The 23,260-nt window shown below is 74.5% G+C and carries 17 protein-coding genes and 3 riboswitches; of the genes, 6 read left to right on the top strand and 11 right to left on the bottom strand.

Features of this window, described 5'->3' with window-relative positions; translation table 11 throughout:
• The first annotated feature begins 102 nt into the window (after positions 1–102).
• The gene (gene aceB / locus ACFVXH_RS18180) at positions 103–1,713 is read left to right on the top strand and encodes a malate synthase A (RefSeq protein ID WP_387824779.1); all 1,611 of its coding nucleotides are present in this window, start codon (positions 103–105) and stop codon (positions 1,711–1,713) included.
• A 27-nt stretch (positions 1,714–1,740) separates the two neighbouring features.
• Positions 1,741–2,607, top strand: a complete 867-nt coding sequence (locus ACFVXH_RS18175; RefSeq protein WP_387824776.1) for a 3-hydroxybutyryl-CoA dehydrogenase — start codon at positions 1,741–1,743, stop codon at positions 2,605–2,607.
• Between the two features lie 66 nt (positions 2,608–2,673).
• Here ACFVXH_RS18175 and ACFVXH_RS18170 read toward each other — a convergent pair whose 3' ends face one another.
• A complete protein-coding gene (locus ACFVXH_RS18170; RefSeq protein WP_387824773.1) occupies positions 2,674–3,480 on the bottom strand; it encodes an adenosylcobinamide amidohydrolase in 807 nt (268 codons plus the stop codon).
• A 277-nt stretch (positions 3,481–3,757) separates the two neighbouring features.
• Here ACFVXH_RS18170 and ACFVXH_RS18165 point away from each other — a divergent pair, with 277 nt between their 5' ends.
• The 3 genes from ACFVXH_RS18165 to ACFVXH_RS18155 are packed head-to-tail and all read left to right on the top strand — an operon-like array spanning position 3,758 to position 7,324.
• Positions 3,758–5,263 carry an MmgE/PrpD family protein gene (locus ACFVXH_RS18165; protein WP_387824770.1) on the top strand — a complete coding sequence of 502 codons (1,506 nt, stop codon included), beginning with the start codon at positions 3,758–3,760 and terminating at the stop codon, positions 5,261–5,263.
• Positions 5,263–6,168, top strand: a complete 906-nt coding sequence (gene prpB, locus ACFVXH_RS18160) for a methylisocitrate lyase (RefSeq protein WP_387824767.1) — start codon at positions 5,263–5,265, stop codon at positions 6,166–6,168. The genes ACFVXH_RS18165 and prpB overlap by 1 nt, the downstream gene beginning before the upstream one ends.
• Positions 6,169–6,187: 19 nt before the next feature.
• On the top strand, positions 6,188–7,324 hold the full coding sequence (locus tag ACFVXH_RS18155) for a bifunctional 2-methylcitrate synthase/citrate synthase (RefSeq protein ID WP_387824764.1): 1,137 nt from the start codon (positions 6,188–6,190) through the stop codon (positions 7,322–7,324).
• Positions 7,325–7,345: 21 nt separating this feature from the next.
• On the opposite strand, the gene ACFVXH_RS18150 is transcribed toward ACFVXH_RS18155, so the two are convergent.
• The 3 genes from ACFVXH_RS18150 to folP form a co-directional block, all read right to left on the bottom strand.
• Positions 7,346–7,957, bottom strand: coding sequence for a polysaccharide deacetylase family protein (locus ACFVXH_RS18150; protein ID WP_241852960.1), 612 nt, complete (start codon positions 7,955–7,957; stop codon positions 7,346–7,348).
• 427 nt (positions 7,958–8,384) lie between these two features.
• Positions 8,385–9,848, bottom strand: coding sequence for a short-chain fatty acyl-CoA regulator family protein (locus ACFVXH_RS18145; RefSeq protein ID WP_387824762.1), 1,464 nt, complete (start codon positions 9,846–9,848; stop codon positions 8,385–8,387).
• 64 nt (positions 9,849–9,912) lie between these two features.
• The gene (folP, locus tag ACFVXH_RS18140) at positions 9,913–10,794 is read right to left on the bottom strand and encodes a dihydropteroate synthase (protein ID WP_387824759.1); all 882 of its coding nucleotides are present in this window, start codon (positions 10,792–10,794) and stop codon (positions 9,913–9,915) included.
• A 134-nt stretch (positions 10,795–10,928) separates the two neighbouring features.
• On the opposite strand from folP, the gene metF reads away from it, so the two are divergent.
• On the top strand, positions 10,929–11,846 hold the full coding sequence (gene metF, locus ACFVXH_RS18135) for a methylenetetrahydrofolate reductase [NAD(P)H] (RefSeq protein WP_387824756.1): 918 nt from the start codon (positions 10,929–10,931) through the stop codon (positions 11,844–11,846).
• 84 nt (positions 11,847–11,930) lie between these two features.
• On the opposite strand, the gene metE is transcribed toward metF, so the two are convergent.
• The 7 genes from metE to ACFVXH_RS18100 all read right to left on the bottom strand — a co-directional run bounded on the left by metE (position 11,931) and on the right by ACFVXH_RS18100 (position 22,783).
• Entirely contained in the window at positions 11,931–14,246 is a 2,316-nt protein-coding gene (metE, locus tag ACFVXH_RS18130) for a 5-methyltetrahydropteroyltriglutamate--homocysteine S-methyltransferase (protein WP_387824753.1), read from the bottom strand.
• A gap of 164 nt (positions 14,247–14,410) precedes the next feature.
• Positions 14,411–14,648, bottom strand: a riboswitch (cobalamin riboswitch).
• An 82-nt stretch (positions 14,649–14,730) separates the two neighbouring features.
• Entirely contained in the window at positions 14,731–15,048 is a 318-nt protein-coding gene (locus tag ACFVXH_RS18125) for a hypothetical protein (protein WP_387824750.1), read from the bottom strand.
• 18 nt (positions 15,049–15,066) lie between these two features.
• Complete coding sequence (locus ACFVXH_RS18120) at positions 15,067–15,951, bottom strand: ECF transporter S component (RefSeq protein WP_387824747.1); 885 nt, start codon at positions 15,949–15,951, stop codon at positions 15,067–15,069.
• Positions 15,948–17,591: an ABC transporter ATP-binding protein gene (locus tag ACFVXH_RS18115; protein WP_387824744.1), complete on the bottom strand. Its 1,644-nt coding sequence runs from the start codon at positions 17,589–17,591 to the stop codon at positions 15,948–15,950. Before ACFVXH_RS18115 ends, ACFVXH_RS18120 begins: the two co-directional genes overlap by 4 nt.
• The gene (locus ACFVXH_RS18110) at positions 17,588–18,826 is read right to left on the bottom strand and encodes a CbiQ family ECF transporter T component (protein WP_387824741.1); all 1,239 of its coding nucleotides are present in this window, start codon (positions 18,824–18,826) and stop codon (positions 17,588–17,590) included. Before ACFVXH_RS18110 ends, ACFVXH_RS18115 begins: the two co-directional genes overlap by 4 nt.
• Positions 18,827–18,830: 4 nt before the next feature.
• Entirely contained in the window at positions 18,831–19,937 is a 1,107-nt protein-coding gene (locus ACFVXH_RS18105; RefSeq protein ID WP_387824738.1) for a hypothetical protein, read from the bottom strand.
• A complete protein-coding gene (locus ACFVXH_RS18100; protein ID WP_387824735.1) occupies positions 19,934–22,783 on the bottom strand; it encodes a prenyltransferase/squalene oxidase repeat-containing protein in 2,850 nt (949 codons plus the stop codon). The genes ACFVXH_RS18105 and ACFVXH_RS18100 overlap by 4 nt, the downstream gene beginning before the upstream one ends.
• Positions 22,784–22,889: 106 nt before the next feature.
• Positions 22,890–23,034, bottom strand: a riboswitch (cobalamin riboswitch).
• Between the two features lie 78 nt (positions 23,035–23,112).
• Positions 23,113–23,189, top strand: a riboswitch (cobalamin riboswitch).
• Positions 23,190–23,260 lie beyond the last annotated feature (71 nt).

Raw genomic sequence — 23,260 nt, 5'->3', positions numbered from 1 at the left:
CCTGGCGGCCGCTTTGGGGAGCGGCCGCCGCCCACCCCGCCGCCCGGGGCCTCGTTGAGGGACGAGGCCCCGGGCGCCTTCCACCCGCCCCTGGAGCACCGGATGAGCCAGCCCAGCCGCATCGAGGTCCTCGGAGAACACGAGGACCGCTTCGACGAGATCCTCACCCCCGAGGCGCTCGCCTTCCTCGCCCGTCTGCACGACCGGTTCGCCGCCCGTCGCACCGCGCTGCTCGCCGAACGCGACCGGCGCCGCGCCGAGTTGGCGGACGGCGGCAGCCTCGACTTCCTCCCCGGGACCCGCGCCGTCCGCGAGGACAGCACCTGGCGCGTGGCCGGCGCCGGGCCGGGCCTGGCCGACCGCCGGGTGGAGATCACCGGCCCGCCCGAGCGCCGGATGACCGTCAACGCGCTCAACTCCGGTGCCAGGGTGTGGCTCGCCGACTTCGAGGACGCCACCACCCCCACCTGGCACAACCTGGTCTCCGGGCAGCTCAACCTGGTCGACGCGGTCGAACGCCGGATCGACGACACCACCCCTGAGGGCAAGCGCTACCGCATCGGCGACTCCCCCGCCACCATCGTCGTCCGCCCGCGCGGCTGGCACCTCGACGAGCAGCACCTGCTGGTCGACGGCCGCCCCGCCGTCGGCGCGCTGGTCGACTTCGGGCTCTACCTCTTCCACTGCGGCAAGCGGCAGACCGAGCGCGGCAGCGGCCCGTACTTCTACCTGCCCAAGCTGGAGGACCACCGCGAAGCCCGGCTCTGGAACGAGGTCTTCGCCTTCGCCCAGGCCGAGTTGGGCATCCCGCACGGCACGATCCGGGCCACCGTGCTGATCGAGACCATCACCGCGGCCTTCGAGATGGACGAGATCCTCTACGAGCTGCGCGAGCACGCCGCCGGGCTCAACGCCGGGCGCTGGGACTACCTGTTCAGCCTGATCAAGAACTTCGCCCAGCACGGCCCGCGCTACGTCCTGCCGGACCGCGCCACCCTCACCATGACCCAGCCCTTCCTGCGCGCCTACACCGACCTGCTGGTGCGCACCTGCCACCGGCGCGGCGCCCACGCCATCGGCGGGATGGCCGCCGCCATCCCCCAGCGCGCCCCGGAGGCCAACGCGGTGGCCCTCACCAAGGTGCGCGCCGACAAGGAGCGGGAGGCCGGCGACGGCTTCGACGGCTCCTGGGTCGCCCACCCCGGCCTGGTCGCCACCTGCCGCACCGCCTTCGACGACGTCCTCGGCGACCGGCCGAACCAGCTCGACCGCACCCGCGAGGACGTCGAGGTCACCGCCGCCGACCTGCTCGGCGTGCACAGGCTGTCCGCCGGCCTGCCGACCGACCAGGGGCTGCGCTCCAACATCGCCGTCGCCCTGCGCTACCTCACCGCCTGGCTCGGCGGTTCCGGAGCCGTCGCCGTCTTCGGGCTGATGGAGGACGTCGCCACCGCCGAGATCGCCCGCTGCCAGATCTGGCAGTGGCAGCACCACTGCACCCGGCTGACCGGCGGCTCGCTCGTCACCCCGGACATGGTGCGGCGCCTGATCGACCGGGAGCGCGCCACGCTGCTCGCCGAGGGCGCCGACCCGACGCTGGTGGACGACGCGGTGCGGATCCTGGAGGACACCGCCCTCGGCGCCGACCTGCCCGCCTTCCTCACCACCGAGGCCTACGCCCGCCACCTCGTGCGGATCCGCACCGCGGCCTGAGCCGCCCCACCACGGAGGCAGTGCACCATGAACGACATCCGCCGCGTCGCGGTCGTCGGCGCCGGACAGATGGGCGCCGGCATCGCCGAGGTCTTCGCCCGCGCCGGGCTCGACACCGTCGTCTGCGAGGCCGGCCGGGACGCCCTGCGCACCGCCCGGGCCCGGATCGACCGCTCGCTGCACCGCGCCGCCGACCGCGGCCGGATCAGCGAGGAGCAGCGCACCGACGCCTGGGCCCACCTGCTGTTCGCCGACGACCTGGAGGCGCTCGCCGACCGCCAGTTGGTGGTCGAGGCCGTCGTCGAGGACGAACGGGTCAAGACCGAGGTGCTCACCACCCTGGACAAGGTGCTCGTCGCCGAGGACGCCGTCCTGGCCACCAACACCTCGGCCATCCCGGTCACCCGCCTCGGCATCACCACGGGCCGCGCCTCCCACGTCCTGGGGCTGCACTTCTTCAACCCGGCCCCGGTGATGCCGCTGGTCGAGCTGGTGTCCTCGCTGCACACCGCCCCGACCGTCCTCGACCGGGTGGAGGGCTTCGCCCGGGACGTCCTCGGCAAGCACGTCGTCCACTCCCGCGACCGGGCCGGCTTCGTCGTCAACGCCCTGCTGGTGCCGTACCTGCTCGCCGCGATCCGGATGGCCGAGGCCGGCCACGCCAGCCCCGAGGACATCGACGCCGGGATGGTCCACGGCTGCGCCCACCCCATGGGGCCGCTCCAACTCGCCGACCTGATCGGGCTGGACACCGTCGAGGCGATCGCCCGGTCCATGTACGAGGAGTACAAGGAGCCGCTGTACGCGCCCCCGCCGCTGCTCTCCCGCATGGTGGAGGCCGGACTGCTCGGCCGCAAGAGCGGACGGGGGTTCCACGCGCACGCCTCGGCGTGACGAGCGCGCCCCGCCGGTGCCCGGCTCCCGTCGCGGAGGGCCGGGAACCGGCGGGGCGCCGTGGTTTCAGACGGTGACGCGTCCGGGCGCTCCAGTTTCTCGGGGCACTCCAGCCCCTTCGGCTGAAAGGACGTCCGCCCGGTGGCAGTCCGGCCGGGGCCCCTGGTGCGGTACGCCCGGCCCCTCCCGCCGCCGGGCCCGGTCGCGTTCCGCCCCGTCGAGGACGGCTCGGTGGACGGCGCGGGCCAGCCGGGAGCCCCAGACCGACCGCGGGCCGCCGAAGGGGTCGGCCGCCTCGCCGTCGACCGGGGTGCGGACGGCCACGCACACGGCGTCGGACGGGGTGCCCGAGCACGAGTAGCCGGCGTCCAGGAGGGCCTGCACCTTCGCCTCGGTGGCCGTCGCCAGCAGGTTCACCAGCCCCGCGTCGGCCACCGGCGCGGGCACGACCGCGAGGATGTTGATCGTCCCCGGGACGTACGGACCGGTCGGTGCCGCGGCTGCCGCGGCCCAGGTCGGGACACCGATGCCGGTCGTCACCAGGGCGACGGCGCCGCCGTCCTCACCCCAGGTGCAGTCGTCGACCTCCGCGGCGGTCATCAGCCCGACACCCGGCCCGCGCAGGCCCTCGGCCTCGGCCAGCTCCGCCAGGTGCCGCTCCGGGTCCATCCGGCTGTAGCCGGGCCGGACCTGGGCGTTCACCACCCAGCCGCGCTCACCGATCCCCCCGCCCAGCACGCCGCTGCTGACCATCCGCCAGCCCGGGCCGGCCTTCCACACCAGCAGGTGACGACACGAGCCGTCCTCCGACCGCGCGGACCGGAGGACGGCGGGTCGCCGCGGCTCGGACACCAGGCTGTTCGCTGTGATCACCTCAGAGGCAGGGGGCGGTCGGGGCCGGCCCGGTCCCGGCGGCGAGGTGCGGTGATCACCGGCGGAGGAGGCCCTGAGGATCCTAGCCCGCGAGACCGGTCCACAGGATTCGCGGTTCAGCAGGCTCCACAGATCCGCAGGATTCGCAGGATTCGCGGATTCGCAGCCCGGAGCTGTCCGGATTCCGCGGATTGGCCTGCTGGATCCCCGCCCGCCGGCGCGGCAGCCTGGAGCGTACGAGCCCGTCAGGGCGGTCCCGACGCTCCCGAGGAGTCCCGTGATCGAGCACCACGTCCGCGTCCACCCCAGCGCCGACCGGCTGCCGCGAGAGGAGCAGTTGGCCTGGAAGCTGGCCGCCGTCGCGACCGCCACCGAGGAACTGGACCCGGCCGCCGTGGGCATGGCCGTCAACCGGGTCGTCGACAACGCCTCGGTGGCGGTCGCGTCGCTGCTGCGCCGGCCGGTGGCGGTGGCCCGGTCCCAGGCGCTCGCGCACCACGGGGCGCCCGGCGCCCGGGTGTTCGGCAGCCTGGCCAGGGTCTCCCCCGAGTGGGCGGCCTGGGCCAACGGCACCGCCGTGCGCGAGCTGGACTTCCACGACACCTACCTGGCCGCCGACTACTCCCACCCCGGGGACAACATCCCGCCGCTGCTGGCCGTCGCCCAGCACGCCGGACGCACCGGCACCGACCTGCTGCGCGGCATCGTCGCCGCCTACGAGGTCCACGTCTCCCTGGTCAAGGGCATCTGCCTGCACGCCCACCGGATCGACCACGTCGCGCACCTGAGCGCGGCCACCGCCTGCGGGCTCGGCGCGCTGCTGCGGCTGCCGACGGAGACGGTGTACCAGGCGGTGCAGCAGGCCGTGCACACCACGACGGCGACCCGGCAGTCCCGCAAGGGCGAGATCTCCAGCTGGAAGGCCTTCGCCCCGGCCTTCGCCGGCAAGGCCGCGATCGAGGCGGTGGACCGGGCGATGCGCGGCGAGACCTCGCCCTCCCCGGTCTACGAGGGCGAGGACGGCTTCCTCGCCTGGATGCTCGACGGCCCGGACGCCGACTACACCGTGCCGCTGCCCGAGCCCGGCGAACCACGCCGGGCGATCCTGGACACCTACACCAAGGAGCACTCCGCCGAGTACCAGGCCCAGGCGGTCATCGACCTGGCCCGGCGGCTGCGCGAGAAGACCGGGCCGCTGGAGCGGGTGCGCTCGGTGGTGCTGCACACCAGCCACCACACCCATCACGTGATCGGCTCCGGCGCCAACGACCCGCAGAAGTACGACCCGACGGCCAGCCGGGAGACCCTCGACCACTCGATCCCGTACATCCTCGCCGTCGCCCTGGAGGACGGCGGCTGGCACCACGAGCGCTCCTACGCCCCCGAGCGCGCCAACCGCCCGGAGACCGTCGCCCTGTGGCGGAAGGTCAGCACGGTCGAGGACCCGCAGTGGACCCGCCGCTACCACGACCCCGACCCGCAGCGCCGGGCCTTCGGCGGCCGGATCGTGATCACCCTGGACGACGGTTCCGTCGTCGAGGACGAGCTGGCCGTCGCCGACGCCCACCCGGCCGGCGCCCGCCCCTTCGACCGCCCCGCGTACCAGCGGAAGTTCCGCACCCTCACCGAGGGCGTCGTCACCCCCACCGACCAGGACCGCTTCCTCACCGCCACCGCCGGCCTCGCCGAGCTGACGACCGCCGGCCTCGACGAACTGTTCCCGGCCGTCGACTTCGAGGCCGTCCGCGAGTTCGACCGCACCCTGCCGAAGGGCCTGTTCTGATGCTGCACACCCGCACCACCGCCGCCGAACGCCGCCGGGCGCTGCGTGAACAGCTCGCCTCCGGACGGCTGCTGCGCGTCCCCGGAGCGATCAACCCGCTCTCCGCCCGGCTCGTCCAGGACACCGGCTTCGACGCCGTCTACCTCTCCGGCGCCGTCCTCGCCGCCGACCTCGGCCTGCCGGACATCGGCCTGACCACCTCCGCCGAGATCGCCGCCCGCGCCCAGCAGACCACCCGGGTCACCGACCTCCCGGTGCTGATCGACGCCGACACCGGCTTCGGCGAACCGATGAACGCCGCCCGCACCGTCCAGCTCCTGGAGGACGCGGGCCTGGCCGGGCTGCACCTGGAGGACCAGGTCAACCCCAAGCGCTGCGGCCACCTCGACGGCAAGACCATCGCGCCCCGCGAGGAGATGGTCCGCCGGCTGCGCGCCGCCGTCGACGCCCGCCGCGACCCCGACTTCCTGCTGATGGCCCGCACCGACGCCCGCTCCGTCGAAGGACTCGGCGCCGCGATCGACCGGGCCAAGGCCTACGTCGACGCCGGAGCCGACGCGATCTTCCCCGAGGCCCTCGCCGACGAGGCCGAGTACGAGGCGTTCCGCAAGGCCGTGGACGTGCCGCTGCTCGCGAACCTCACCGAGTTCGGCAGGACCCCGCTGCTGGACACCCGCACCCTGGAGAGCCTCGGCTACAACATCGCCCTCTACCCGGTCACCCTGCTGCGGCTCGCCATGGGCGCGATCGAGGACGGGCTACGCACCATCGCCACCGAGGGCACCCAGCAGTCCCTCCTGCCGCGCATGCAGACCCGCTCCCGGCTGTACGAACTCCTCGGCTACGCCGACTACGCGGCCTTCGACTCGGCCGTCTTCGACTTCACCCTCCCGCCCGGCACCTGACCCGCACCGGAGACCAGCCATGCCCACCACCGCACCCGGGATCCACCGCGGCCTCGCCGGTGTCGTCGTCGACACCACCGGGATCTCCACCGTCATCCCGGAGACCAACTCCCTCACCTACCGCGGCTACCCCGTCCAGGACCTCGCCGCCCACCGCTCCTTCGAGGAGGTCGCCTACCTGCTCTGGCACGGCGAACTGCCCGACGGCGCCCAGCTGCGCGAGTTCCGGGCCCGCGAACGCGCCCTGCGCCCGCTCGACCGCACCACTGCCGAGCTGCTGGCGAAACTGCCCGAGACCTGCCACCCGATGGACGTGCTGCGCACCGCCGTCAGCTTCTTCGGCGCCGAGGACCCGACCGAGGACGACGGCCGCCCGGCGTCCAACCTCGCCAAGTCCCTGACCCTGCTGGCGAAACTGCCCACCGTCGTCGCCGCCGACCAGCGCCGTCGCCGGGGCCTCGCCCCGATCGCCCCGGACCCGGACCTCGGGTACGCGGAGAACGTCTTCCACATGTGCTTCGGCGCCGTGCCCGCCCCCGAGGTGGTCCGCTGCTTCGAGGTCTCGCTGGTGCTGTACGCCGAGCACAGCTTCAACGCCTCCACCTTCACCGCCCGCATCGTCACCTCCACCCTCTCCGACCTCTACAGCGCCGTCACCGCCGCGATCGGCGCGCTCAAGGGCCCGCTGCACGGCGGCGCCAACGAGGCCGTGATGCACATGCTGGAGGAGATCGGCGACCCGGCCCGCGCCGCCGACTGGCTCGACGACGCCCTCGCCTCCCGGCGGAAGATCATGGGCTTCGGCCACCGGGTCTACCAGCACGGCGACTCCCGCGTCCCGATCATGCAGGCCGCCCTCGACGAGCTGGTGGCCCTGGCGGCCGACCCCGGGACGACCCGGCTGGCCGCCCTGCACGCGGCGCTGCGCGAGGCGGTGCTGGACCGCAAGGGCATCCACCCCAACCTCGACTACCCCGCGGGCCTCGCCTACCACCTGATGGGCTTCGACACCCCGGTCTTCACCCCGCTCTTCGTGCTGAGCCGGGTCACCGGTTGGACCGCCCACATCACCGAACAGCTCGCCCACAACGCCCTGATCCGCCCGCTCGCCTCCTACGACGGCCCGGAACAGCGGCCGGTGCCGGCCTCCGCGTAGGAGACCGGCACCGCCGTCCGGTCAGGCCCGCGGGGTGGTGAAGCGGTAGCCGGAGTCGATCAGTGAGGGGAGGAAGCGCGTGAGAGCGGCCACCGTCTGCGAACGGTCGCCCCCGCCGTCATGGGTGAGCACGATCGCTCCCGGGCGCATCTCCTTCGTGAGCCGACCGAGGATCACGTCCGTCCCCGGCTCTGCCCAGTCCTCCGGGTCGACCGTCCAGCCCATCGGCCGCATCCCGAGCTCCCTGCTCGTCCTGAGCGTCCTCGGGGCCCAGTCCCCGCCCGGGGCCCGGAACCAGACGGGCGACTTGCCGGTGATCCCGGCGAGGAGGTCGGAGGTGCGCGTCAGCTCCTCCCGCACCTGGGCGTCGTCGGGAAGGTGACGGAGGTCCGGATGGCTCCAGGTGTGGTTGCCGATGCGGTGCCCCCGCGCCGCGATCTCCCGGACCAGGTCGGGACGGGCGGCCGCGTTCTCGCCGATCAGGAAGAACGTCGCCCGGATCCCGTGCTTCTCCAGCAGCGCCAGGACGTCGGGGGTGTGGCGCGGATGGGGACCGTCGTCGATGGTGAGGGCCACCACCTTCCCCTCCTCCGCGAGTTCGAACAGCGGCCGGCTCTCCGCCTCGGTCAGCACCCTGGGGGCTTCCGGGGCGGCCTCCGGCGCGGTTTCCGGGGCGGTTTCAGGCGCGGCCGCCGGTGCGGCTTCCGGTGCGGCCGCCGGGGGCGCGGCCGCGGGCGGCGGCCCGGCGTTCCCTCTCGGCGCGGTACCGGGTTCCCCGGCCCGCCGTGCTCCCCCGCACCCTGCGGCGCCGAGGACCGACAACCCGGCCGCGGCCAGGATCAGCCTTCGCGAGACAATCTGATGATCTGACATTTTCTGGGTGTCCCCCCGGGCCTGACGCCCCCTCCCGGCGTTCACCCCGAGGGACCCACATCACCACCCGGAAGGCCCCAGGGCCACACGGTCGGCGGCACGGTGCCGGGTCCGTCGCCGTCGCCCGACCGCGGCACCCGGGTGCTGCCCGCCGCCCGCCGCCGGTGCGACGTCTCGGCGGCACCGGTCAGCGGCGCCCCTCCCGATCGCCGTCACGACCCTCGGCCACGACCGGGTACGGCACCCTGGTGCGCCGGTCCGGGTCCACCAGCAGTCGGCCGCCGACGGGGGGCCGGGCCCGCTGGGCGCAGTCGGTGCGCTCGCAGATCCGGCAGCCCAGGCCGATCGGCGTGGCCGTCTCCCGGCCGTCCAGGGCGATGCCCTCGGCGTAGACCAGGCGGTGGGCGTGGCGCAGCTCGCAGCCGAGCGCGACGGCGAACTCGCTGCGCGGCGCGCGGTGGCCGAAGCCGCCGTGGGTGACGGTGCGGGCGATCCAGAAGTACCGCTTGCCGTCCGGCATTTCGGCGATCTGGGTGAGGATCCGCCCCGGCGCCGAGAAGGCCTCGTAGACCGTCCAGAGCGGGCAGGTGCCGCCGAGGCGGGAGAAGTGGAAGTCGGTCGCGGACTGCCGCTTGGAGATGTTGCCCGCCCGGTCGGCGCGCAGGAAGGAGAACGGCACGCCCCGGCGGCCGGTGCGCTGCAGGGTGCTCAGCCGGTGGCAGACCGTCTCGAAGCCGACCCCGAAGCGGGCGCCGAGCAGGTCGATGTCGTAGCGCAGCTCCTCGGCGGCGGCGTGGAAGGCCGAGTAGGGCATCAGCAGCGCACCGGCGAAGTAGGTGGCGAGACCGATCCGGGCGAGGTCCGCTGCCTGGGGCGAGGTGAGGTCGGGCCCCGCCGCCGAGACCAGCGCGTCGAGCAGCGGCCGGTGCTCCAGCAGCGCGAGCTGGGTGGCCAGTTGGAAGGCCCGCTGACCGTCGGTCAGCCACGCGGAGAGGCGGAGGGTGCCGCTCACCGGATCGAACCGGCGCATCTCCGCCTGCCGCCGGTGGTCCGCGTCAACCACCCGCACGCCGTGCCGCTCGCCGAGTGCGGCCGCCAGCGCGGCGGCGAGGCCACCCGCCGTGGTCGCCCCGAGCGCGGTCGCGGTGCGCTCGGCCTGCTCCTCCAGGGCCGGGATGTGGTTGTGGTGCGTGTAGAAGAAGTCCCGTACCTCGTCGTGGGGTTCGGCCGGGCTGAGCGCGGCGGTCCCGGCGGCGTCGCCGAGATCGGCGACCCTGGCGGCCGCCTCCCGGTAGCGGCGGTACAGCGCGACGAGCGCCCGGGCCACGTCGGGGTGGTCCCGGCTCACCTCCGCGACGTCCTCCACCGGGACGGGAGCACCGCACGCCTCGTCGGCGAGGGCGGCGCGCAGGTCGGCGGCGAGGCGCTCCTCGTCGGCCTCGGAGAAGAACTCCGGGTCCACGCCGAACACCTCGGCGATCCGCAGCAGCACGGCGGCGGTGAGCGGGCGCTGGCTGTGCTCGATCTGGTTGAGGTAGCTGGTCGAGATGCCGAGCTCGTGGGCCAGCTCGACCTGGTTCATGCCGTGCTCGCGGCGCAGCCGGCGCAGCTTGGCGTGGGCGAAGATCTTGCGCCCGACGGGACGTGCCATGGTGCGACGCACCCCTCTTCTCTGTTCTTCCCCGGTCTTCTCTTCCCCGGATGGTTGCGAAGGCCTACACCGGCACCCGGCCGGCGGTCGCCCGGTGGGCCCGCACGGCCGCCTCGACCCGCACGGCATCGGCGGCCGCCCGCACCTCGTGGACCCGTACGGCCCAGGCGCCCTGCGCGGCGGCCAGGACGGCGGCGGCCGAGGTCGCGTCGTCCCGCTCCCGGGCCGGGCGGGGCTCGCCGGTGGCCGGGTCGGCGAGCAGTTCGCCGAGGAAGCGCTTGCGGGAGGGCCCGACCAGGAGCGGGCGGTCCAGCACGGCCCAGGCGTCCAGGGCGGCGAGCAGCGCCCAGTCGTCGCCCCGGCCCTTGGCGAAGCCGAGGCCGGGGTCGAGGACGACCTGCTCCGGGTCGACGCCGGCCGACACCACGGCGTCCATTTGGCGCCCCACTTCGGCGACCACCTCGGCGACGACGTCCCCGTAGTCGGCCAGGTCGTCCATCCCCTGGGACTGCCCCCGCCAGTGCATGACGACGAACGGCACACCGGCCCGCGCGGCCGTCTTGGCCATGGCCTCGTCCGCCCGGCCGCCGCTGACGTCGTTGACGATCCGGGCCCCGGCGTCCACCGCCGCCTCGGCGACCCGGGCGCGCATCGTGTCGATGCTCACCAGGACGCCCTGCCGGGCGAGTCCGCGCACCACCGGCAGCACCCGCGCGAGCTCCTCCTCGACCGGCACCCGGCGGGCGCCGGGGCGGGTCGACTCGCCACCCACGTCCACCATGTCGGCGCCCCGCGCGGCCAGCGCCAGTCCGTGCTCCACCGCCCGGCCCGGGTCCAGCCAGCATCCCCCGTCCGAGAACGAGTCCGGGGTGACGTTGAGGATTCCCATGACCGCGCAGCGACCCCAGTCGGGAAGTCCGGGAAGGGCGTACGCATGTCTTTCCATGGCCCTATTGTGCAGCCTCCGGAGGCCGTTTCGCGACCACTTCCGACCGCCCTCGATCGCGGCCGGAGAAAACCCGCGTATCACACTGTGGACTTTCCACCACGCCATTCCGAGCGGGCGTATACCGTCCTGTCATGACACTCGGGAAACCCTCCACACGCACCGACCGGGCGGCGACCGTCCGCGATCTCCTGGCCACCGGAAAGCGTTCCTATTCGTTCGAGTTCATGCCGCCGCGGAACGCCGAGGCGGAGGCCGGACTGTGGAACGCGATCCGCCGGCTGGAGGCGCTCTCCCCCACCTTCGTCTCGGTGACCTACGGTGCGGGCGGCTCGACCCGGGAGCGGACGGTGAACGTCACCGGCCGCATCGCCCAGGAGACGACCCTCACCCCGGCCGCGCACCTGACCGCCGTCGGCCACAGCGTCGGCGAGCTCAGGAACATCCTCGGGCACTACGCCGACCAGGGAGTACGGAACATCCTGGCCCTGCGCGGCGACCCACCGGGCGACCCCCCGGGCCCCTGGGTCCGGCATCCGGGCGGGGTCGAGTACGCCGCCGACCTGGTTCACCTCGTCAAGGACTCGGGCGACTTCTGCGTCGGGGTGGCGGCTTTCCCGGAAATGCACCCGCGGTCACCGGACTGGGACTCGGAAATCCGGCACTTCGTCACGAAGTGCCGTTCCGGAGCCGACTACGCGATCACCCAGATGTTCTTCGAGGTGGACGGATACCTCCGTTTCCGTGACCGTCTCCAGAAGGCCGGATGCGATATTCCGGTGATTCCGGAGATCATGCCGGTGACCAGCATCCGGTCACTGCGCCGAATCCCGACCCTGAGTACCGCAGCCATTCCGACGGAATTCTCCGACCGCATGCTGGAGCATCAGGAAGATCCCGCCGCAGTACGTTCCATCGGCATCGAGCACGCCACCGCCATGTGCCACCGGCTGCTCTCCGAGGGCGTCCCCGGGCTGCATTTCATGACCATGAACTTCTCCACGGTCACCACCGAGATCTACCAGAACCTCGGCCTGCCCCGGTCCGGTTGAACGGGCATGCGGGCCGCGCCGCGACGCGGCCCGCATGCCGTGGCGGGCGTACCGAACCGGCGGAAGAGTCCCCGCCCGGCCGCGTCAGCCGGCGAGTTCCTCGCGCAGCAGGCGGGCGGCGCCGACCAGGCTCTCCAGCGAGGCCCGGGTCTCCGTCCAACCGCGGGTCTTCAGCCCGCAGTCCGGGTTGACCCAGAGGCGTTCGGCCGGGATCGCGGCCAGGCCCGCGCGCAGCAGGGAGACGGCCTCCTCGGTGCTGGGGACGCGCGGGGAGTGGATGTCCCAGACGCCGGGGCCGACCTCGCGCGGGTAGCCCGCCTCGGCCAGCTCGCCGGCGACCTCCATGTGGGAGCGGGTCGCCTCCAGGGAGATGACGTCGGCGTCGAGGTCGTCGATCGCCGTCATGATGGCGCCGAACTCGGCGTAGCACATGTGGGTGTGGATCTGGGTGTCGGCGCGGACGCCGGAGGTGGCCAGGCGGAAGGCTTCGGTGGCCCAGTCCAGGTACGCCGGGCGGGCGGCGGCCCGCAGCGGGAGGGTCTCGCGCAGGGCCGGCTCGTCGACCTGGACGACGGCGGCGCCCCCGGCCTCCAGGTCGACGACCTCGTCGCGCAGGGCGAGGGCGACCTGGCGGGCGGTGTCGGCGAGCGGCTGGTCGTCGCGGACGAAGGACCAGGCGAGCATGGTGACCGGGCCGGTGAGCATGCCCTTGACCGGACGGTCGGTCAGGCCCTGCGCGTAGCGGAACCAGTCGACGGTCATCGGGTGCGGACGGGAGATGTCCCCGGCGAGGACCGGCGGGCGCACGTACCGGGTGCCGTAGGACTGCACCCAGCCGTGCCGGGTGGCCAGGTAGCCGGTGAGCTGCTCGGCGAAGTACTGGACCATGTCGTTGCGCTCGGGCTCGCCGTGCACCAGGACGTCCAGGCCGGCCTTCTCCTGGTACGCGATGACCTCGCGGACCTCGGCCTCCATCCGCTCCTGGTACGCGGCGCCGTCGATCCGACCGGCCGTCAGGTCGGCCCGGGCTACGCGCAGTTCGGTGGTCTGCGGGAAGGAGCCGATGGTGGTGGTCGGCAGCAGCGGCAGGCCGAGCCGGGCGCGCTGGGCCTCGGCCCGCTGCGGGTAGGCCTGGGCGCGGCGGGCGTCCGCGTCGGTGACGGCGGCGATCCGGGCGCGCACCGCCGGGTCGCGGGTGATCGGCGAGCCCGCGCGGGAGGCCAGGTCGGCCCGGTTGGCCGCGAGGTCGGCGGCGATCGCGCCGGTGCCCTCGCGCAGGCCGCGGGCGAGCAGCGCCGCCTCGGCGGCCTTCTGCTTGGCGAAGGCCAGCCAGCGGGCGATCTGCGGGTCGATGTCGCGTTCGAGGGTGGCGTCGATCGGCACGTGCAGCAGGGAGCAGGACGGCGCGACGTCGACGGTGTCGGCGAGGCCCAGCAGGGTCGCCAGGGTCGTGAGGGATTTCTCCAGGTCGTTGATCCAGATGTTGCGCCCGTCGATCACCCCCGCCACCAGCCGCTTGCCGGGCAGGCCGCCGGCGGCGGCGAGGTCCTCCAGGTTGGCCGCGGCCGGGCCGGTGAAGTCCAGTGCCAGACCCTCGATCGGGGCCTTCGCCAGGACCGGCAGGGCGTCGCCGAGCCGGTCGAAGTAGCTGGCGACCAGCAGCTTGGGCCGGTCGGTGAGGGCGCCCAGCTCGCGGTAGGCGCGGGCGGCGGCGTTGAGCTCGGCCGGGGTGCGGTCCTGGACCAGCGCGGGCTCGTCCAGCTGCACCCAGTCGGCGCCGGCGGCGCGCAACCCGGCCAGCAGCTCCGCGTAGACGGGCAGCAGCCGGTCCAGCAGGGTGATCGGCTGGAAGTCGGCGGCCACCCCGGGCGCCGGCTTGGCGAGCAGCAGGTAGGTGACCGGCCCGACCAGCACCGGCCGGGCCGCGTGGCCGAGCAGCAGCGCCTCGCGCAGTTCGCCGACGGCCTTGGCCGGGTTCGCCGTGAACACCGTGTCCGGGCCCAACTCAGGGACCAGGTAGTGGTAGTTGGTGTCGAACCACTTGGTCATCTCCAGCGGGGCGACGTCCTGGTTGCCGCGCGCCATGGCGAAGTACCCGTCCAGCGGGTCGGCTTCGACCGCGTCCCGGTGCCGGGGCGGGATCGCGCCGACGGCGACGGTGGTGTCCAGCACGTGGTCGTAGAGCGAGAAGTCACCGGTCGGGACCTCTTCGACGCCGGAGTCGGCGAGCTGCTGCCAGTTCCCCCGGCGCAGGTCGGCGGCGGTGGCCAGCAGCACCTCGGCGGTGACCGAGCCCTTCCAGTAGCCCTCGATGGCCTTCTTGAGCTCCCGGCCCCGGCCCTGGCGGGGGTAGCCGTACGCGGTGGCGACGCTCGCCGCGGCTGCGGACTTCGTGGTCAAGGGACTCTCCTTCGCGAGTCTGTTCTCCTCAGGTACCCGGAGACGGCACGAGGGCGCGAAGGGATGACGTACCCGGCGGCGGCCGTCACGGGAACGTACGGGCCTGGTCCGCCTGGTATGGTCGCCGACCCGCCCACGAGGTCACCGGATAGCCGCGCGCGGGTCGTCCGCGGGCGGGCAGTGGCAGGTCTTCGGACTCGCGGGCGCGTCCGTCCCGTGAAGGGCGGACACCTACTGGCCGTCGCTTCCCAGACCCGTCCCGGGTCCAGTGCGTATGACGGCGGTCGTTCCCACTCACCGCTGCGGGGCAGTCCCGGACTGGCCAGTCGAAAGGCGTCACCGGGTTCCCTCTTGCGACGCCCTGCCTGGCGGACAGGGCGAACCAGCTGCACCGTCAGCTTAGGGGCAAAGCGCCGGGCCTGGCGCGGAAATCTCGGAACCCGTCCGGATGGTGGGACGCCACCATGGCCCGCGGGGCCGGTGGTCAGGTCCGCGTCGGGGTGTCCGGCGTGCCGGGCAGGGCGGCGCGGATGTCCGCGAGCAGTCCGGCCAGTTCGCATCCCGGCCCCAGCCGGGCGTCCAGTCGCGCGCGCTGGTCGGCGGGGATGCCCGCCAGTAGCCGTTCGGCTTCGCCCAGCAGCTGCCGTCCCCGCTGGAGGTCGGACCTCATCCTGGCGACCTGCGCCTGCGCTCCACCCAGCTGGCGGCGGGCGGATTCCAGTGCGGCGTGCTGTTCCGGGGTCAGGACGACGACCTCGACCCCGTCCAGCGTCATCGTCCGGTGCTTCGCGGGCTTGGGCACGATGGTCGGCCTTTCGGTTCAGGGGTGCGCCGGGCCGGTGGGCCGCGCGGCGGTCGGCGGCCCCACCGTGGTGTCCGGGCCGGGCGTGGCGTCCTGGCCGGATGGGGCGTGCGGGCCGGGCGGGGCCTCGAAGCGCACCGTGGGCTCGAAGTTGGCGCGGCGGGCCGCGCGGCGGAAGACGGTGAGGACGGCCGGCCCGACGAGGAGCACGGCGGTGAAGGTGGTGACGGCGCGGCCGGTGTCCCAGCCGAGCGAGGTGGCCAGGTCGAACAGCAGGTAGCGGTGCCACTGCTCGGTGAAGGGCAGGCCCGGCAGGTAGGCGATCGAGCTGTTCGGGCCGGTGGAGAACGGCCAGAAGGAGAGGTTCAGCAGGAAGCCGAAGAGGTAGCCGGAGAACGCCCCGTACCCGGCCAGCAGCGGCACCTCCCAGCGCCGTCCGGCCCCCGGCAGCAGTCCGGCGAGCATGCCGACGAAGGCGCAGCCGAACATCTGGTACGGCATCCAGGGGCCGACGCCGCCGGTGAGCAGCGCGGAGGCGAACAGCGAGGTGCAGCCGAGGGTGAAGCCGAAGCCGGGGCCGAAGACCCGGCCGGCGAGCACCAGGATGAAGAAGACCGTCTCCACTCCGGCGGTCCCGGCGCCGAGCGGGCGGAGTCCGGCGTTGACGGCGGACAGGACGCCGAGCATGGCGAGGGCCTTGGCGTCGATGCCGCCCGCGGAGATCTCCGCGATGACGACGGCGAGCACCAGGACCAGCAGGGCGCCGAAAATCAGCGGCGGGGCGTAGTTGGAGCCGAACCGCCCGGGCGCGACGACGAACGGCCAGGTGAAGGCCACCAGCCCGATGAAGGCGGCCAGGGCGACGACGACGCGGGCCCGGCCGGGGATCCGGACGGCGGTCACCGGGCGGCCTCCACCGCTTCCACGGCCGCCGCGACCTGACGTACCGTCAGGTAGCCGAGCGGGGCGAGGATCTTGGCGGTCTGCGGGGCGAAGGTGGGCGAGGCGACGATGACCTCGGCGGTGGGCCCGTCGGCGACGATCTCGCCCTCGGCCATCACCACGACGCGGTCGGCGGCGGAGGCGACGAACTCGACGTCGTGGGTGGAGACGACGACCGTACGGCCTTCGGCGGCGAGGGCGTCGACGATGCCGGTGAGCGCCTCCTTTGCCTGGTAGTCGAGCCCCCGGGTGGGTTCGTCCAGCAGCACGACCCTTGGTGCGGCGGCGAGTTGGATCGCCAGGACGAGGGCCAGCTTCTGCCCCTCGGAGAGGTCCCGGGGGTGGGTGCCGTCCGGGATCCCGGGGGCCAGGCGGTCGACGACCTGCCGGGCGGTCGGCCCGCCGGCGCCGTCGGCTTCGAGGTCGCTCTGGGCGAGTTCCTGGGCGACCGTCTCCAGGTACAGCAGGTCGGTGGGGGTCTGCGGGACGAGCCCGACCAGCTGCCGGGCCCGGGCCGCGGGCAGCCGCTTGGGGTCCGCGGCCGGGCCGCCCCCGGCGCCGGTGACCTTCACGCTGCCGCCCTGGCGGGGCCCGGAGCCCTGGAGGGCCCACAGGAGCGAGGACTTGCCGGAGCCGTTGCGGCCCATCAGCGCCGTGACCTCGCCCGCCCGCAGCTCCAGCCGGACGTCCCGGACGGCGGCCACCGGCCCGTACCGGACGACGACCCCCGTCGCCTCCAGCACCGGCTCCCCCGCCACCGCTGCCCGGCGCGGCGGGGGAACCGGCAGGTCCGTGAGCCGCTCCCGCAGCGGCGCGGCGGCCCGGCGGGCGTCCCGGACGGACAGCGGCAGCGGCCGCCAGCCGGCCAGTCGGCCGAGGTCGACGACGGGCGGCGCGATCGCGGTGTCCCGGAAGACCTCGGCCGGGGGGCCGTGCACGACCGTCCCGTCGCCGGGCAGGTAGGCGACCCGGTCGGCGTACTGGACGACCCGCTCCAGGCGGTGCTCGGCCAGCAGGACGGTCACGCCGAGGTCGTGGACCAGCCGGGTGATCGCGGCCAGCACCTCCTCGGCGGCGGTCGGGTCGAGCGCGGAGGTCGGCTCGTCCAGCACCAGGACGCGCGGGTGCGCGGTGAGCACCGAGCCGATGGCGACGCGCTGCTGCTGGCCGCCGGAGAGCTCGTACAGGGCCCGGTGGCGCAGGTCGGCCAGGCCGAGCAGGTCCAGGGTCTCCTCGACCCGCTTGCGCATGGTCTCCGGCGGGATCGCCAACTGCTCCATGACGTACGCCAGTTCCTCCTCCACCGTGTCGGTGGTGAAGCCGGCCAGCGGGTCCTGCCCGACCACGCCGACCACGTCGGCGAGTTCGCGCGGCGGGTGGTGGGCGGTGTCGCGGCCGTCCACGGTGACCCGGCCGCGCAGGGTGCCGCCGGTGAAGTGCGGCACCAGTCCGTTGACGGCGCCGAGCAGGGTCGACTTGCCGACGCCGGTGCGGCCGACCACCAGGCAGAGCTCGCCCTCCGGGATGTGCAGGTCGACGTCGCGCAGGACGGGCGTGCTCTCGCCGTCGTACACCACGCCGACCCGGTCGAATCGGATCACGTGCTCACCTCGGAGGTCGTGCGGTCGGTGCGGTCGGTGGGGGCGGCGTCGGGACGTGCGGCCGGGCGCGGCCCCGGCCCGGCGGCGGGTCCGGGCGTCCGGCCGGGCGGCGGCGAGACGATCCCGGCCGCCCCCGCCAGCAGCAGGGCGAGCACCGGGACGAGCGGCAGCGTCGGCCAGGTCAGCGGGTACAGCGACGGGTTGAGGTCGGTGGCGTCGTAGCCGACGGTGGCGAACAGCAGCACGGCGGCGGTCACCCCGCAGCCGGCCACGCCCCACTCGGCGGCCCGCCAGCGGTCCGGCCGGTAGGTGGTGCGCCGCACCCGCCGCCCGCCGAGCAGCAGACCCGCCACGCAGAGCACGGCCCCCGCGAGGAAGGCGGGCAGGCCGAGCGCGGCCGGCGCCGTCCCGTCCAGCAGCCCGTACACCCCGGCGCACAGGCCGCACATGCCGAGCAGCATCAGCGCGCCGGTCAGCAGGCGGGAGCGGCGCGAGGCGGTGCCGGAACGCCCGTAGCCGCGCGAGTCCATTGCGGCCGCGAGGCTGAGCGAACGCTCCAGCGCGTCCTCCAGGACCGGCACCACGATGCTGCGCAGAGCACGGACGCCCTTGCGCCGCCCGGCACGCAACCGCCGTGCCCGGGCGACGCGTTGGACGCTCTGCACCAGCTGGGGCGCGACGCTGAGCGACACCGTCACGGCGACGCCCAGCTCGTACAGGGCCCCGGGCAGCACCCGCAGCGCCCGCTTGGGGTTCGCCAGGGTGTTCGCGGCGCCGATGCAGCAGATCAGACAGGCCAGCCGCAGCCCGTCGAAGGCCGCCGAGAGCGTGGCCTCCAGCGAGACCGGGCCGCCGATCTCGATGCCCGCGTACCAGGCGGGGGTGGGGATGTGCGGCAGGGAGAAGAGCAGGTGGTCGTGCGGGGTGACGCCGGTGGCGAAGACGCACCGGAAGACCACCCGGATCGCCACCACCGTCAGGGCCAGCCACAGGTAGTAGGTGAACCCGCGCGCCCACGGGGCCTCGCTGCGGCGGGCGGTGACCACGAAGCCGAGCACGGCGAGGACGAGCAGGAGCAGCAGCGGGTTGGTGGTGCGGCTGGCCGCCGTCGCCAGGGCCAGCGCCCAGGCCCACCAGGCCAGCGGGTGGAGGTTGCGCGGGATGCGCCGGCCCCCCGCGACCCGCCCGGGGGCGCGCTGCGGGGAGCCGGACTCGCGCTTGTCGAGCGTGCCCACCGGATCACTCGGCCCGTCGGCGGCGGCGCCGGGCGGCCACCACCGTGGCCACGCCCAGCGCCACGACGAGGACCGAGCCGAGCACGGCGGGGACCATCGAGCCGGAGTCGTGCGGGGCGTCGGCCACCGGGTTGGCGTCCACCACCCCGCCGGGCACGGCTGCCGCGGACGTGGGCCCGGCCTCGGCCGCGGCCGTCTGCGGTGTCGACTGGTCGCTCGGGGCGTCGGTCGGCGGGGCGGTGGACGGCTCGGCCGGCACCGGCGTGGGGTCGGGCGCACCCGACGGGGTGCTGCCGTCCCCCGGGGTGGCGGCGGGGTCCGTCCCCGGGGTCGCGGCGGACGCGGGCGGACGGGCTCCGCCGGGCTGGGGTGCGGCGGGGGCCGGGGCCCGTCCGGTCCCGGCGCCGCCGGTCGTGCCGGTGGATCCGCCGGAGCCGCTGCCGCCGGTCGTCCCGGCACCACCACCCGTCGACCCGCTGCCGGATCCGCCCGCCGCTCCGCCAGAGCCGCCCGTCGTGCCCTGGCCGGGGTCGGCCGGCTGCCCGCCCGGGCTGGAGTTGTGGGCCCGGACGCTGTCCGGCGAGATCGTCGGACGGCCTTCGGTGCCCTCGACGTTGGTGCCGCCGAAGATCCACAGGTCGACGCTGCCGGGCTTCGGCTGGTAGAGCATCGCGCCGAGCTGGCTGTAGGACCACTCGTTCTGGCCCGGATCGGCGTGCCAGTACGACCAGTACGCGGTGGCCGGGGGTGTCAGGACGCACTTCTCCTGGTCCGGCGTCGGGTACTGCTTGCCGCCCTGGAAGCCGCTGTAGCCGATCCGGCAGATGAAGGCCGGGCCGTCGTGGCCGGTGCCGGTGGTCTTCCAACCGCCCTGGTTGAGCAGGGTGAACCCGGTGGTGGGCGTGGTTCCGCAGGAGCGCAGCAGCGGGCCGCCCCACTTGCCGAAGTCCACGGCGAGTACGGCACCGGAGGTGGTGGTGCACTGCTCGATCGGCAACGGGGTCGCGGCGGCCGGGGTGGTGCCCGCGGCGACGCCGCCGAAGGCGAGGGCGAAGGTCAGCGACGCCGCCCCGGACAGCCGGGCGAGGCGCGTGCCGAGTCCCCGGCTCACCGGTGACGCCCCGGGGCGGCCGCGGTGCGACGACGGGCGACGAGGACGGCCCCGGCGCCGAGCGCGGTCAGCGCGCCGGCTCCCGCCGTCAGTGCCAGTGCCTGGCTTCCGGTACTGGCCAGGCCGCCTGAACCGGTCCGCACCGTCACGCCCCCTGCCCCGGCGGCACTGTCACCCTTCGGGGTGTCGATGCCGCCGGACGAAGGGGTGTCGGTGGCCGGGATCGGCGCGGTCGTCGTGGGCGAGCCCGCCGGGGTGCCGGTCGGCGTCCCGGTGGGACTGACCGTCGGGGTGGGCGTTCCCGTCGGGGTGGTGGTCGGCGTCCCGGTGGAAGTAGGCGTCGGCGTGCCCGCGAGGTCGCGGGACAGCGTCCCGAAGGAGATGCCGGTGGCACCGCCCAGCACCTGCGTGGACGCGCGGACGTCCGACCCCCGCTGCCCGGCCGCCGCGACGTTGAACCCGCCGTCGCCGTTCTGCTGCCCGGCGAGGAAGTCGAGCGCCTTGGCGATCTGTCCACCGTAGGCGGCCTGGCGCAGCGTCATGCCCTGGACGGCCAGCGCGGCCGAGTTGGTGGAGTCGCCGGAAGCGCCGGGGAAGCCGCCGTCGGGCAGCTGCCGCGCGGCGAGCCAGCCGAGCCCCTGGTCGACCGCCCGGGCGGCCTCGTCCCCGGGGACGAGGGCGAGGGCCATGACGGCCATCGCCGTGCTGTCCACGTCGGAGTCGCCGGTGGCGGGGATCAGGCTCGGCCAGGAGCCGTCCGGGTGCTGGAGGCCCTTCAGGTAGGCGATCGCGGGGGCGGCGCCGGTGGACTCCCCGGCCCGGAGCTGGGCCATGACGGCGAGCGCCTGGGAGAAGACGGAGGTGGCGTAGGCGTAGTTGCCCGGGGCGGCGCAGCCGATGGTCGCGTCGGCCTTGGCGCACACCAGCGCGGCGAGGGCGGCGATCAGGTCGTGGCCGCCGAAGTCCCGCGGGTTGCGGCCGACGGCCTCGGCGAGCAGCGCCTCCTTGCCGATGGACCCGCCGCCGGCGTACTCGGTGCCGATCGCGGTCCAGTCGTTGACGGTGCGCTCGCTCGCGTCCTTGCCCTGCTGATCGAGGAAGTCGACGATCCGGCGCAGCGCGGCGTCGTCGGTGCCGGTCGCGGCGAGGGCGTAGGCCCCGTCGATGGTCAGGCCGAAGTCGGCGAAGGCCGGGAAGCCCTCGTAGTAGTGGCCGTCGATCAGCCGGGCCGGGTCGGTGAGGTAGGCGCTCCCCTTGGCCGCGTCGGGTTTCCTCCCCGCGGGCGGGGTCGGCGTGGTGGTGGGGCCGTCCGGGTTGTGCCGGACGGTGGTGAGGTCGGTGCCGGTGAGGGCCAGGAGGGCCTGCTCGGTGGCGACGGCGTCCGGGTCGGTGGTCGACTCGTCGGGGCCGAAGCCGCCGTCCTTGCCCTGGCGGGCGGCGAGCCAGGCGGTGGCGGCGGCCCGGTGGGCGTCCTGGCCGGTGGCCCGGAAGACCTGGGCGGCGATCGCGGTGCTGGTGGTGTCGCCGGGGGCGCCGGGGTACGGGAGGAGGGAGCCGTCGGACTGCTGGCTCGCCGCGAGCTGGTCGGCGGCCTTCCCGGCGGCCGTTTCGTAGCCGGGGGCGGTCCGCAGGGCGAGGGCGGCAATCGCGGTGGCGGACGGGTCGGACTCGCAGTGGTCACCCGCGACGATCATCGAACCGGCCATGCCGCCGTCGGCGCACTGGAAGGCCGCGAACCGGGCGAGGGCCGGGGCGGGCGGTGTGACGCCGGCGCGCTGGAGGGCGATGACGCCGAGGGACTGGACCCAGGGCGAGGACGCACCGAGGAAGTCCCCGGCGGCGGTGCACCTGCCGTTCTCCCCCGCCCCCGTGCAGACGTGGCCGGTGAGCGCGGCGACCAGGTCCCGCCCGCCGAAGGCGCGCGGGTCGCGGCCGGTGCTCTCGGCGACGAGGGCCAGCAGGGCGGCGGCCCTGGTGTCCGGCGCGCCGGTCGGCCCGTCGGGGTGCAGGAACGCGTCGGTTTGGGCGTCGAGGAAGGCGACCACCTTGCGCAGCGCCGGGTCCTGCGTCCCCGCCGCCGCGAGCGCGATGGCGGTGAGGGCGGTCCGGGGGTAGTCGGGCCCCGGGGCGGCCCAGTTCTCCATGTGGTCGCCGCCGACCAGTTGGCCGGCCAGCCAGGCCGCGGCGGCCGCCGGGTCGCCCGTGGCGGAGGGGGATCCGGTGGGGCTCGGACTCGCGGTCGGGGTTGCCGAAGGGGAGGCGGAGGGCGAGGGGCCGCCGTTCCTGGCGCGGACGGAGTCCGGGGTGAAGTTCGGCGCCCCGCTGGTTCCGCCGATGTCCGTACCGCCGTAGACCCAGGCCTCGACCTCGCCGGGCTCGGGCTTCTGCGTGCCGGCCCCGAACCGGCTGTAGGACCAGGCCTGTTGGCCGGGTTCGGCGATCCAGTACGACCAGTACGCGGTGGCCTGCGGGGTGTTGACGCACGGCTCCTCGGCCGGTGTCGGGTACTGGGCGCCGCCGTTGAAGGTCCCGGTCCCGAGCCGGCAGATGAAGGCCGGTCCGTCGTGCTCGGTGCCGGTCGTGGTGAAGCCGGCGTTGTGCAGCAGGTTCATGCCCGTCGTGGGGTGGGCGTCGCAGCCCCGGACGACGCCGCCGCCCCAGTGGGTGAAGTCGACGGCGACGATCGCGCCCGTCGTCGCCGTGCACTGCTCGATCGGGTCGGCCGAGGCGGTACCCGGGTACCCGAGCAGGACCGTGCCGCAGGCGGCGGCCGCAACGGTGCCGGCGACCACCAGCGAGGCGAGGTCCCGGTTCCTGTGACGTGTGCGATTGCTGCTGACCCTCACGACGACTCCCTGGTCGGTCGACACGCGAGGCGACGGCGCAGCCGACGGTCGCCCGCGGGCACGGGGCCGTCGAAACCGCGTCGTAGTCCGCGACGACGCAAGTGCTCTGTGAACAGACCCCCGGTCCAGGCATTCCGGCTCACCCACCCTCAGGTGGGTCCACGGTTGCGGGTCAGCGCCGGAGTTGGACCGGCTTCCCCTGAATGCCGAGGGCAAAAAATCGGTTCATCAGACCACGCTGACCGACGGAGAGTCAACGGGTCGTCAGGTCGATCACATCACCTCGTCGGGCGACGGACCTGTGCGGTAGCGTCCGCGGTGGCCGAGCGGGGGAACCCGGTGCGAACCCGGGGCTGACGCGCAGCGGTGTGGGGCGGTGACCGTACCGTCCCGAGCCCGAATGCCCGCCCGGCCATGCACCACGGCGAATGCCGGCCCACGCGATCCGGGCGGCGACCGCTCCGGCAGTCGCGCGCC

The organism is Kitasatospora sp. NPDC058184 (assembly GCF_042883725.1).
Classification (GTDB): Bacteria; Actinomycetota; Actinomycetes; order Streptomycetales; family Streptomycetaceae; genus Kitasatospora.
Note: the sequence above shows the minus strand (reverse complement) of the source record. Positions and strands in the feature narration are given on the sequence as shown.

Excerpts from the sequence above, each read along its gene's own strand:
- aceB (WP_387824779.1), top strand. The coding sequence starts at position 103 with ATGAGCCAGCCCAGCCGCATCGAGGTCCTCGGAGAACACGAGGACCGC.
- ACFVXH_RS18155 (WP_387824764.1), top strand. The coding sequence starts at position 6,188 with ATGCCCACCACCGCACCCGGGATCCACCGCGGCCTCGCCGGTGTCGTC.
- metF (WP_387824756.1), top strand. The coding sequence starts at position 10,929 with ATGACACTCGGGAAACCCTCCACACGCACCGACCGGGCGGCGACCGTC.
- ACFVXH_RS18145 (WP_387824762.1), bottom strand. The coding sequence starts at position 9,848 with ATGGCACGTCCCGTCGGGCGCAAGATCTTCGCCCACGCCAAGCTGCGC.
- ACFVXH_RS18175 (WP_387824776.1), top strand. The coding sequence starts at position 1,741 with ATGAACGACATCCGCCGCGTCGCGGTCGTCGGCGCCGGACAGATGGGC.
- folP (WP_387824759.1), bottom strand. The coding sequence starts at position 10,794 with ATGGAAAGACATGCGTACGCCCTTCCCGGACTTCCCGACTGGGGTCGC.
- prpB (WP_387824767.1), top strand. The coding sequence starts at position 5,263 with ATGCTGCACACCCGCACCACCGCCGCCGAACGCCGCCGGGCGCTGCGT.